Below are 10,675 nucleotides of genomic sequence, written 5' to 3' on the forward strand. Positions count from 1 at the left end.
TGTCGAACATGGTGCAGGAGGTGCCTTCCGAGTATTCTCCGATGGTGAAGCTCTTGCCGTAGCGGTGGCCCACGACGCCCTCGGAAAGCTCGAAATGGTCGCCGTGAAACGTCACGCGGGTATTGGCGACGTTGAAGGACAAAAAGCCGTAGGTGTTTGCCGGATAAAGCGGCAGCTCGGTGCCCGTGTTGAGAGCCCCCAGAAACCCCACCAACTCCCCCGATGCGGCCGACAGCAAGCGCGGTTTGAGCTCGGCGAGGCCAGACAGAAAGACGTTCACAGCCTCGCCCAGGCGCTGCAGGCGTTTGCGGGTCTCCTCCTTCAGTCGGTCCGGCGCGCTGCGGCTGAGGAACGGGAGGAGGCTTTTCGGGGGCGGGCGGTGAATGACGGTGAGCGTCAGGGTCTTGTCGCGGAGCCCGCTGGTCTCGAGTTTCGCGCGCCAGCGCCGGTCAACCGCACCTGCGAAGCTGTCCTCACGGATCGGGTCGAGATCAGGTTTGATGGCCTTGGAGACCTTGTGGACGTAGTAGCTGAACTCCGGCCCGATCTGCGCGACGATGCGGGCAAAGAGCGCCGTCACCTTGTCGAGATAGGCATCGTCCGTCGTGTAGCTGTTGATCCCCTCGAGCCGGATGCAGCGGAAGAGATCGTTCACCCGGGTCCGCACGGTCTGGTCGTCAACAAGGCTCACATAGGGCAGCATATGCGCGAGGCGGGTCTCGCGCGCATACCAGTCTGGCGTCATTGTGCGGGCATCGAGCGCAGCATCACGGGCGTCATCACGGGGCATAGCTGTCCCCGCCATGGATGGACCTGTTGCGCGTGGGCGGTGTCTCCTGCAGGGCCGTCATCATCACGTCGATGAAACGCGGGTCCCAATCGGCGGCCTTCCAAAGCACCGGGTAGAGCAGGGCCGCGACAGCCAGCACCGCGATGTGCTGGACCCAGACGAAGAGAAGCACCGAGCCGAAGAGCCAGACCATCGCGTACATGATGGGCAGGCCCAGAAGCTTCGGCGGGCGCACGAGCCCAAGAAAGAGGGGCGAGCGTTCAGCCACCGGCAAAGACCGCAGCAACAATCGTGGGGGCTGCCGCAACACCGGCGATGCCGACAAGCACCCAAAGCGCCTGGCGCAGATCGATGATGTTGAAGAACCAGCTGAGAAAGACCCCGAGAACGGCAAGCGTCGCGATGACAACGCCAAGTGGGCCGGTCAGCGCATCGACGATGCCCTGTAACAGGCTCTGGATCGGGGAGAGATCAATGCTCTGGGCGAGGGCGGGTTCGGCAATCAGCAGGAATAGCGCCAGCGAGGAGACAAAGAGGTTTGAAATCTGTTTCATGAATTTGATCCTTCCAATCGGGCCACGACGGCCATGACGCGAGCCACGTGGTTCTGGGTTTCTCGGTAAGGGGGAATGCCACCGTGTTGGCGCACGGCGTCGGGACCGGCGTTGTAGGCCGCCAGCGCCAGATGCGGATCGCCGAAGCGCTCCAGCATCATCGCGAGGTAGCGGGCAGAGCCGTCGAGGTTCTGTTGGGGGTCACGCGGGTCAACGCCGAGGTCGCGCGCGGTATCGGGCATCAGCTGACCAAGGCCAATGGCGCCCGCATGTGAGATCGCATCCTGCCGATAGGCGCTCTCAACCTCGATATTGGCGCGGTAGAGGCTCAGCCAGTCCGTGACGGAAAGCTCCGCGCGCCTTAGGCCGGGGTGGCTGGCATAACGCAGGGCCGTGGTCTCTATGGCGTTTAGGACATCGGCACGGGGCAGGGGTGCCGGACCGACACGGGCTGCAAAGCGCATCGCTTCTCGCTCTGGCACAGTTTCATCGCTGCCGAAAATCGCAAGTTCGTCGGCTGCCGATCCCTGACCGATGCCGTCATTGTAGTTCCGAGCAAAACTGCTCTGAGACCGGGACGGGGTCAGAGAGCCGTCGCTCTCCATGACCAGGACCATTTGCGCTGAGGCAGGTGCTGCGACCAGCCAGAGACAGACGAGGTTAGTTGCCAGCGCCCTTGTCTGATGGCGCTTTGTCTGGCGGGGCGAGTTTGTGTGTACGGCTTGTACCCGCATCAAGCGGCAGGTCGACATGCGCAAAGCCAAGGCCAATGAAGAACGACACCACGCCGGAGATCGTCTTGAACTCGCGGATCTTGATATCGTTGTAGGTAGTCCGCGTGCGGGCGGTGACGAGGAGCTTTTCCACCCCGTCATCAGAGACAACGCGCATGATCCAGACCCCGTAATAGCTGGGGCCTTTCTTATGTGCCGACTCCTGACACAGGATTTCTGCGCTATAGCCGCTTTCCACGAGTTCGCGGAACCTGGCTTCCGTAACCACATTTGGTGCTTCGATGTCCCAGTTCATGGCCCGGCTCACGCTTTCTCCAATGGCGCAACCCCGGGGATTCCTACTTGAACCCCAGAGTTACGATAGTATACTATTAACCGCAAGATGTAATATCGTGCTTTCGCTGTAGTTTGGTTACGCAAACACTAGTCACGGCCAGTGTCCGCGATCAAGGAGATAACAGGATTGAGACACCCAAGGTTGACATGCCTGCTCCCATTGCAAGCTATGGCCCTTCTGATCTGTGTTCCGGGACCGGTTTTGGCGGATTCCTGCATCGCCCCGGCCCGTCCTTTCCTGCCAAGCGATTCGCAGGCGGCGCGGGACTATGCGGACATCATCCGTGCCGATTTCGAAGATTACATCCAGGATATCCAAAGCTACTTCCGTTGCCTCGACAGCGAACGCGCCCGCGCTTTCGAAGAAGCGCGGGAAGTCAGCGAGGACTATGGCCGATTTCTGCAATTGGTAGGGGATTGATGGGCAACCTCGAGAGCATCAGACTTGCAGCCCATGGAAACCAGACGCCGATATCACTCTCAAATATCTACTTTTTAGATAACGGATTTCATCCGCTAGCGACGTCACAAAAGGTATGTGACGCGTGGCGAAAACAATCAGAAGCAAAGGACAAGAGGCTTTGTACCAAGCGTTGGTCGACGCCCGGATTAAGTCTGGCCTCAGCCAGAAGGAATTGGCGGTCAAACTCAGACATCACCAGTCGTTCGTGGCCCGTGTCGAAAGTGGGGAGCGCCGGATTGACGTCGTTGAGCTCATCGCCTTGTCCCGTGCCGTTGGATTTGACCCTTTCGAGATTTTGGCGATCGTCGAAGCCGCCACGGAGCCCGACCACAGGATTTGAACTAACCAATTTATTGCGATTACGGGAGCTGAATTTATCCAGTGTGAGGGTGGTTACCGCAAAGACCTAAAGTGACCGAAATTAATAAGGCCTGGCACGCGGTTGTAGCAAACACGTTAAGATCGAAGCTGCTATCTGCAACGCCAATTTGCAGGAAGTGATTGGACAGTGAATGAAGATAAGGATGAAGGCACCGCGATCGCTAAATTGATCGGGATGGATCAGTGGAGTGTTGTCGGATGGGTGTATCGGTGGAACACGGGGCCGCTGGCGGTGATGTGGGGCATCAACGGGCCGCAGCGAGTTGCGAGGTGCCTGCCGGATCTAAATGACACGGAAAAACGAGAAATTGACTTCGAGAGATTGATGAGAATTCAGAGCCGCGGCAGCGGGTAGGATTGGCTACAGCGATGTCGAAGCAGACATTGCGATCGTCTGCGGCGAAGTTCTTGAGCGTCTTTTGACTGACGCTGCTTCATGCGCGAATGTCCGGTTGAAGTGTTGTAAACGCCATGTGGCGGAATTGTCTCACAACGGTAAGGTTTATCGATTGCCAGCTTGCATCCGTGATCTGCTGCTTACGGCTGGGTATCCTCAGCCTCTGCATTTCAACAGCCCAGTTGTTTGCGTCCTCCACCGCCACAACGGATGCCGTAGGCACAATGTTCACATACGCTTCTGTCTCTGATGCTGGAATCGCCTCGGTTTGAGACATGCGGTACAACGCGTAGACTGTGATCGCCACAAACATGCCACCGAGGACGAGCCAGAATGCAAATGGGCCGATAGCATCCATGGCAAAGCCCACGGCAAGTGGTCCGAGGATGGCCCTGAGCCCGAAAGTAAAGACGAGTCCGCCCGAAATCGCGGGCATGTCTTCGGCTGGCACGTTGTCGTTAGTATACGACAGCAGAAGCGCATAGAGCGGCATCGTCATGCCTCCGGCAAAGAAGGCCGCTCCCATGATGGGAACCAGCGGATTGCAAACCAGCCACGCAGGGGGGGGGGTGCGCAATCCAGCCTAGTCCGCAGGGCGCTGCGCCAAGAAACGCAGTACTGCAAATGACCTTGCGTCGATCTATCCGGTCAGGCAACCAACTGATCGGCACCTGCATCAGCATCGCACCGCCAAAGAGCATCGCCACGAACAGCGCGATTTGATTGGCGCTAAGACCTATTTGGATGCCGAAAACCGCACCATACCAGATTGACTCGCATAGATGCTGTCGAGCAGAAAAATGCCAATCGTGCTAAGTGGTGATGCGGCAAAAAGGTCTTTAAGACTACTCTTCTCTGCCACAGAGAGGTGCGGCATCAACTGCTTTTCGTGCTTTCGCGGAAGCCGTTACGTGGCCCACGTCCTTTCTGTCATGTTGCGTTATGTTCCATCGGAATCTGGTCTGGGACCGTTTTAGTTTCTAGGGTTCCGTGCTAGGCTTGGGCCACCGTTCAAAATTACCAGGATCAGAGGTCTCTGTAACTTTCCTTGACCGAGTGTAGACAACGAGTTGTGAAAATGGAAAGCGAACAAACTGTTAATGAATCGCGAAACGTAGAGAGCTCCGACTGACTATGTTGGACTAACGTCAGGCCAGCTAGAGCTAACACAGACAAGGTTCGTCAAAGGATAAACTATGTTGTCAATGCCTAAAAACGAAGAGGAACTGCAGTCAGAACATCAATCAAACTGGTATCTTGTGCAGATGAAACCCAACTGCCTTAAGATTGCTGAGCGCAATCTCGCGAGGCAGGGGTTTGGTGTTTTTTGCCCGCGCTACGAAACAAATCGCCGGTACAGAAATGTCTTTCGTAAAGCGGTTTTGCCTCTATTTACTGGTTATCTGTTTTGTCAAATTGGAGACGATCCGCTGGCATTCCGTGCGGTGAACAGTACGTATGGTGTTTCGAAGCTTGTGCGGTTCGGTGCATCTTATCCGAGGCCAGTTCCCGCGAAATTCATTGCTGGACTGCGCGATCGTTGCGACGCGGATGGGTTTTTAAAGAAGATCGAAGAAATGAAGGCGGGCGATCAGATAAGGATCGTTAACGGGCCATTTGCGGACTACATAACGAGAGTGGAACAGATCCAAGATGATAGCCGTGTATTGATTTTGTTGGATCTGCTTGGTCAGGCCGTAAAGACTTATGTTGGCAAGGACGACGTAGAAGTGATCTCATGATGGATCGCCTTGAAGGCTCAGTGTGATGCAAGCTCTTGTTCACTATGTCGGCGCGCGCTTTTCACAAAGCGAATCCCGTGAAAAATCAGCAGCCTGTTCACGAAGTAGAGCAGTGTCATTATGCATAAGTAAACAGCACTTAGTTCCAGGTTGTCGTAGCTGATTACCGCGAGGACAACGGGAAGGCTGTATACTGGCAACAAGATAAAGCTGGAGAAAGAGTTCATGAAGACCTTTGATCGTTTCTTGCCCGAAACGGCTTTCACCAAGCGCATTGTCAGATGATGGAAGTGCAACCGATCTGGTTCCCCAACTGACCGGCCGGTAGTGACTCGTCGCGCGATGGCGGCCATGGTGTCTATGAATGGCCAAAAGCCGCATAGAATAAGAGAAAATATCGACACCTGGGGATTGGCGGAGACCAACATAATCGCCAAGAATGACAACAAGAAACCTATTGTATAAGCCCCAGCGTCTCCGAGAAAAAGGTGGCCACCGGGAAAATTCAAAACCAAGAAACCGACGGTGGCTGCGATGATGATAATAGCAATCATGGCGACCTCGTTGTAGCCAACCTTGAGAGCAATGAGTGCAAGACCGGCCGCCATTGTAATCGTTACGCCCCCTGCGAGACCATTCAAGCCATCAATCAAGTTGAAGCCATGGCTCATCCCCGCAACCGCCAACAGCGTAATCGCAACTGCAACCAATCGATAATCTAAGCTTGCATCCAGGAAGGTAATTCCTGTTTCGTGAACGTATGCACCTGTGAGTATTATGGCAATCGCCACACTTGCGATCGCGGCGAATAAGCGACGTAAGGGTGACATGCCAAAACTGAGATCTTCAAGAAAGCCGACAATGAACACGGGCAGGCTCGCAATCACCAATAGTCGCAACACATGACCGCCCGGTTCCAAAGTAATCAGGGCTGAACCTAGCAGTCCGCCAAAAATGGTCAGGCCCCCAACTCTTGGTGTGGGTTTCGTGTGAATACCCTGGACTTCTCCACCGTTATGGCCGCGTGCAGTTCTCCCTAGGTGCCAATGCGAGGTCGTCACGATCAAGATGCTCAACGCTAAGGAGATTGAGAAAGCTACAAAAATTGGAAAAAAATCCCAAGTTGATAATTGATTCACTGGCCCAGGCATTCTCCCTCCGGAATCTACGTAAAACATACAAGATATTATGCTCTTGATGTTCGCTATCCTGAAAATGCTTCTACCTGAGATTCATAAAATATCAAATCGATAAAAAATTACCTGCATGGTCTTTTGCAGATTGTGTGCGCTCCGAGCAGCAGTCGGTCACGGCAGGAAGTCGTGCCCTTCCGGTGGTTGACCTCGTATCTTTGTCTTGCAAGCTGTGCCAATTGGGGCGTTACGAAACAGAAAGACGCTGGTGTATCGGATACTGGGCTAAGACCGCTTCGCCAGGATTGGCTGTTGTCATATCCGTCTGCGTGTCTCAGAATTATGAGGGCGAAGGGTCCGCGGATCTATGCGCAACGCGGTCGGTCCCTTGTGGACGCTTTGGGTTGCAGGGTCTAGCCAGACTTGGCTATTCGCGTTCTCTGAACTCGAGGATGGTGCCGGGTTGTGGTATGAGTTCTCCTGCCGGGTCCACGTGAATCTCATTGCTGGTTATAAACCGCTTCCACGCTGTCAGATTTCCTTGGTCGTCATATAAGAACGTGTCGCGCCAGGGTGCCGACCAATGGAGTAGGGGGTCATAGCTGAGCGCTCGATTTGCGTTCCGGTAATCTATCTCCAACAATCGAGGCACACCGGCTGCGTCAACATCATAAGCGCGTTGTTGGAAGTGCGGTAATAGCACTGAAAAAAACGCTGGGGCGCTATCGTTTACACCATTGTTCACAATCAAACCAATATCGATGCGCGCGCTCGCTTTGCCATCGGGTGCGTTTGTGGCGCCAGGATCATGCCAGTCCATGAGGACTTCCACGACAGCGCCTGCTTGATCCATAGTCCTAATCTTCACGGAACTCGGGTCACCTCTCAAGAGCACCCAATCGAAACGCAAGCTACGACCATTCGGATCATGCGTAGAAGCGGCCGAGAGAACCATTCGCTTCCGCCCTGCGTGATCACGCCACACACGCGCGATTGCTGCAGGTGTATCGAAGAGCTTCTCACTCCGGCCAAGCAAACCAGCATGGTCCAAAAAGGTTTCTTCCACCACTTCTATTTGCGGCATGGGAGGGATGGCATCGGCTTGCAAGGCATTCGCTTGTAGTATCATCGCGACTTGATTGATCTGGTTGGCATTGAACGCGGTTGGGTGCGCGCGGCCGGACCTGTAGTGCTCGGGGCTGAGAACATTCTCCATACCATAACGCAAAATCATTTGCAGTGCCGGGGCAATTAGGCGCTCATCCTGCAGTCTTTGGCGCGTTTCGGCTGGAAACGCTGCTAGGGTGAGCAATAATGCATCAAGGAAAGGTTTATCACTGCCTGATGACCCTTGGCTGATGACAGTATAGGGCCAGTTGGCAGGAAAAAGGTCGTTCTGGTCGTGGTCTTCATGTTCAGGGTAAACGTACAAGGCATTGCTATAGAAAGGTGCAACGGCCGTCTCCAAGGGTTGGAACCCTGTCATGGCTGCGCGTGGTAAGCTGCGGCTAGATGGGCCTGATCGATAAGCCGTTGATGAATTTCCGATAGTTACGAATGCGGGAAACAATACTTTTGCGAGCCCGTAGTCTAGTCCGGAGCGTCGCAGTTGATCGTCATATTCCATGAAAGTCAGCTGCGGAAACCGCGCGCGTGGTATCGTAGAGTGGTCTCTGTCACGGTTATCATACAGAACCCCGTCCAACCCTGACACGTCTCCATTCGCTGCAAAGCTGCGTAAGCGTAGAGCTGCGGGATCGTCCGCTGTAAAGGGTGTGATTGTCCGTACGCTTGACGGCTCTGGTTCAATGTTTGCCGAGGCGAGCCCGATCGGGCTCTGATCCAGATTCAGTTGTTTGAGTATCACTGTTTGGAGCTGCTCGGCGTCTAGTGGATTGACGCTTACCAGAATTGATACGACCAACCCCAAAGAGACCAATGCAAAGCGTCTGTCTGCCCTACAACGAGATGGGGGAGCCGACTGAACCATTTACCGCTTCGATCTCTGTGATTTCTTCTCTCGTGGCGGGTATCACTGTTCAAAACTTCAGTCACTCATTCAGTCGAGTATCTAAAGGAGCAATTGGCATGTCATTGGAGGACATGAGCTTTGTTTATCAGCTTGTGTTCTGCATCTGACGCAAGTTTTTCAGGCTGTTTCCGGTGCGCCTGTGTTTTCTAGATGAAGGTCCGTGCGGCGGTGATGCGCAGGGGGCGGGATTTGCAAAGTCTGCGCTGTTTTCCGAAATCGGCCATTCATGTGCCGTGCGGCGAAAGCCGGGTGAGAACCCAGATTGACCATGCCCGATTTCACATCCAGAGCCGCGAAAACGTGATCGTTCCGTGCTGTTTGTAATCGTGCGTCATGGTCCCTCCCGGCCTTGTTCAAGACCGACAGAATGCCGTGAAGGCGCAGGCAATGACCAACCGTGCGCACGTCTGCCCAGAGCTTTCTGGTATTTACTGAAATGGCTGTCCGGGATTTAGCGAAATAGCTGTCCGGTAATTCTGAAATCCGCAACCGCCACTGCACGCCATAAATGGCGTGGTGTGCAGCGGCTCTTCTTCGCACAAAAGTCACGATCAGCATAAGACAAGCGTAGGCAGCGACATGTTCGTACGCCGCATGATCTCGAAGGTGCGAAGCCCGTCGGCTGTGGCACGCTAGACAAACTTGCGCAGGGTGTTGCGGTTGGTGATCAGAGCTTCAACCTCAGTACGGTCGGCGGGGCCAAGATGAATGCGGATACTGGAGCGTCTCATGCCCTCAAGGTGGCACATGAAGCCACCAAAGGGAGTCTTGTGTCAGGTGGCGAAGATTTGTGCCCAAATATGGAGTTGACCTGAGCGCCAAGTTTCCTCCAGCTTTGTGCAGAATTGCAATCTCAGCATTTCGTGTCTGATCTCCGGCGCGTTGCTTTGGTTCATCCCACAAACGGCACAATTGGTAACCGCACTGATTTGTGCCGACAGATCTTGGAAGAATGCTTAACCTTTCTTGAAGAGCATTCATATGGTGCGATTCAGCAACTCTCTGAGAAGTTGCGCGCAGTCTTCCACAGGATGCTCCGTTCTAAACTCAAGGGTCCGGGTCTATAGAAAATCTGAAGTGGCACTGAGAACTTATGATACGCCGACGGTACTTAAGATAGGAGCCCCGGTGGTCGCCATGTTGCCGCTCCAGTGCTAGTTCAAACAAAATTCCTTTTGTAGTAGGACGACATGAAAAGTCAGGCAAGTTGGGCAGCTCCAATTCCCTTTGATGCGCTCGGTCGTGGAGAGTCTGGCCAATCATCGACGGCAGGATTTTCCGCAGGTTCGAAATTTGTCGACATTGACGAGCATTTGGTCAACCGACTTGATAACGAGTCCGCGGTAAAGCAATTGCCACCGTACGCAAGGATGTTCTCGTCAGTCTTCAATATTGAAAACCCACCCGTCTTCTGCACCGCTGATCCCGCTTCTATGGGAGAGATGATCGGCTGGTTCAGAGCCTCTGGTCTGTATGTGAATGTAAGTCGCCGATGCAAAGATTTGGTGCGGTTCTTGGCGACAACAGATTATCCACCATCACTGATCGTCATAGACGTTGACGGAATTGAAGGGGGTTTGCAAACGCTGGATCTTGTAATGGAGATACGGGATAAGTTTGCTGAGATCCCGATAATCCTGATTTCGGGGGAATATAGTGCAAACGATTTTGGCACATCCCGTATCTGTTTGGCGGATTTGTTTCTGAGGCGATATCCGTCTGTAGGTGAAATGGACGATCTCATTGATATTGCTCTGACAAACAACAAGCAATGGCGATGCAGGAACGTGATAAATCCCGATGTGGCGGTTGTGTAATGCCGTTTGTTGATCAAACTGGCTCTGTTGCGCAAATCGCATGAGGGATTCATCTTGTGAATCCAGTGTGGTAGCTGGTCTGCATGAGCAGACCGGCGCCCCCGACCTACAAGACCAGGAACTGGCCAGCCTATAATGAAGCGCTCAAGCGCCGGGGCTCGCTGACGATCTGGTTCGACCCCGAGATGACCTGGGATGCCGCGCCGACAGGCAAGTGTGGCCGCCAGCAGACCTATAGCGATACCGCCATCCAGACGTGCCTGACGATGAAGGTGCTGTTCGGGATGGCGCTGCGG

The 10,675-nt window shown here is 54.2% G+C and carries 14 protein-coding genes and 1 pseudogene; 6 read left to right on the forward strand and 9 right to left on the reverse strand.

The window, feature by feature from the left end; genetic code table 11:
* The 5 genes and pseudogenes from VGP75_RS15625 to VGP75_RS15645 form a co-directional block, all read right to left on the reverse strand.
* Positions 1–790 (reverse strand): annotated as a pseudogene (locus VGP75_RS15625) (VirB4 family type IV secretion/conjugal transfer ATPase); the annotation flags it as partial.
* Positions 780–1,058 carry a VirB3 family type IV secretion system protein gene (locus VGP75_RS15630; protein WP_009808059.1) on the reverse strand — a complete coding sequence of 93 codons (279 nt, stop codon included), beginning with the start codon at positions 1,056–1,058 and terminating at the stop codon, positions 780–782. The gene VGP75_RS15630 and the pseudogene VGP75_RS15625, both read right to left, overlap by 11 nt.
* Positions 1,051–1,344: a TrbC/VirB2 family protein gene (locus VGP75_RS15635; RefSeq protein WP_327544546.1), complete on the reverse strand. Its 294-nt coding sequence runs from the start codon at positions 1,342–1,344 to the stop codon at positions 1,051–1,053. The genes VGP75_RS15630 and VGP75_RS15635 overlap by 8 nt, the downstream gene beginning before the upstream one ends.
* Entirely contained in the window at positions 1,341–1,961 is a 621-nt protein-coding gene (locus VGP75_RS15640) for a lytic transglycosylase domain-containing protein (protein ID WP_327544547.1), read from the reverse strand. The genes VGP75_RS15635 and VGP75_RS15640 overlap by 4 nt, the downstream gene beginning before the upstream one ends.
* 43 nt (positions 1,962–2,004) lie before the next feature.
* Positions 2,005–2,373 (reverse strand): hypothetical protein, encoded by a 369-nt coding sequence (locus tag VGP75_RS15645; RefSeq protein WP_327544558.1) that lies wholly within the window; start codon positions 2,371–2,373, stop codon positions 2,005–2,007.
* A gap of 210 nt (positions 2,374–2,583) precedes the next feature.
* Between VGP75_RS15645 and VGP75_RS15650 the strand changes: the two genes are divergently transcribed.
* From VGP75_RS15650 to VGP75_RS15660, 3 genes are all read left to right on the forward strand, one after another.
* Complete coding sequence (locus VGP75_RS15650) at positions 2,584–2,835, forward strand: hypothetical protein (RefSeq protein WP_327544548.1); 252 nt, start codon at positions 2,584–2,586, stop codon at positions 2,833–2,835.
* A gap of 124 nt (positions 2,836–2,959) precedes the next feature.
* A complete protein-coding gene (locus tag VGP75_RS15655) occupies positions 2,960–3,217 on the forward strand; it encodes a helix-turn-helix domain-containing protein (RefSeq protein ID WP_327544549.1) in 258 nt (85 codons plus the stop codon).
* Between the two features lie 168 nt (positions 3,218–3,385).
* On the forward strand, positions 3,386–3,613 hold the full coding sequence (locus VGP75_RS15660; protein WP_327544550.1) for a hypothetical protein: 228 nt from the start codon (positions 3,386–3,388) through the stop codon (positions 3,611–3,613).
* A 79-nt stretch (positions 3,614–3,692) separates the two neighbouring features.
* On the opposite strand, the gene VGP75_RS15665 is transcribed toward VGP75_RS15660, so the two are convergent.
* Positions 3,693–4,181 carry an MFS transporter gene (locus VGP75_RS15665; RefSeq protein ID WP_327544551.1) on the reverse strand — a complete coding sequence of 163 codons (489 nt, stop codon included), beginning with the start codon at positions 4,179–4,181 and terminating at the stop codon, positions 3,693–3,695.
* Between the two features lie 670 nt (positions 4,182–4,851).
* Between VGP75_RS15665 and nusG the strand changes: the two genes are divergently transcribed.
* Positions 4,852–5,397 carry a transcription termination/antitermination protein NusG gene (nusG, locus tag VGP75_RS15670; RefSeq protein ID WP_327544552.1) on the forward strand — a complete coding sequence of 182 codons (546 nt, stop codon included), beginning with the start codon at positions 4,852–4,854 and terminating at the stop codon, positions 5,395–5,397.
* A gap of 17 nt (positions 5,398–5,414) precedes the next feature.
* On the opposite strand, the gene VGP75_RS15675 is transcribed toward nusG, so the two are convergent.
* The 3 genes from VGP75_RS15675 to VGP75_RS15685 all read right to left on the reverse strand — a co-directional run bounded on the left by VGP75_RS15675 (position 5,415) and on the right by VGP75_RS15685 (position 9,120).
* Positions 5,415–6,548: a glycosyltransferase family 4 protein gene (locus tag VGP75_RS15675; RefSeq protein WP_327544553.1), complete on the reverse strand. Its 1,134-nt coding sequence runs from the start codon at positions 6,546–6,548 to the stop codon at positions 5,415–5,417.
* A gap of 409 nt (positions 6,549–6,957) precedes the next feature.
* The gene (locus VGP75_RS15680) at positions 6,958–8,157 is read right to left on the reverse strand and encodes a hypothetical protein (RefSeq protein WP_327544554.1); all 1,200 of its coding nucleotides are present in this window, start codon (positions 8,155–8,157) and stop codon (positions 6,958–6,960) included.
* 522 nt (positions 8,158–8,679) lie between these two features.
* Positions 8,680–9,120 carry a hypothetical protein gene (locus VGP75_RS15685; RefSeq protein ID WP_327544555.1) on the reverse strand — a complete coding sequence of 147 codons (441 nt, stop codon included), beginning with the start codon at positions 9,118–9,120 and terminating at the stop codon, positions 8,680–8,682.
* Positions 9,121–9,752: 632 nt separating this feature from the next.
* Between VGP75_RS15685 and VGP75_RS15690 the strand changes: the two genes are divergently transcribed.
* Positions 9,753–10,379, forward strand: coding sequence for a response regulator (locus tag VGP75_RS15690; RefSeq protein ID WP_327544556.1), 627 nt, complete (start codon positions 9,753–9,755; stop codon positions 10,377–10,379).
* 83 nt (positions 10,380–10,462) lie between these two features.
* On the forward strand, positions 10,463–10,675 hold a 213-nt coding region (locus VGP75_RS15695; RefSeq protein ID WP_327544557.1), incomplete at its 3' end, for a transposase.

The sequence above is a fragment of the Yoonia sp. genome (assembly GCF_036007805.1).
In the GTDB taxonomy this organism is placed as follows: domain Bacteria; phylum Pseudomonadota; class Alphaproteobacteria; order Rhodobacterales; family Rhodobacteraceae; genus Yoonia.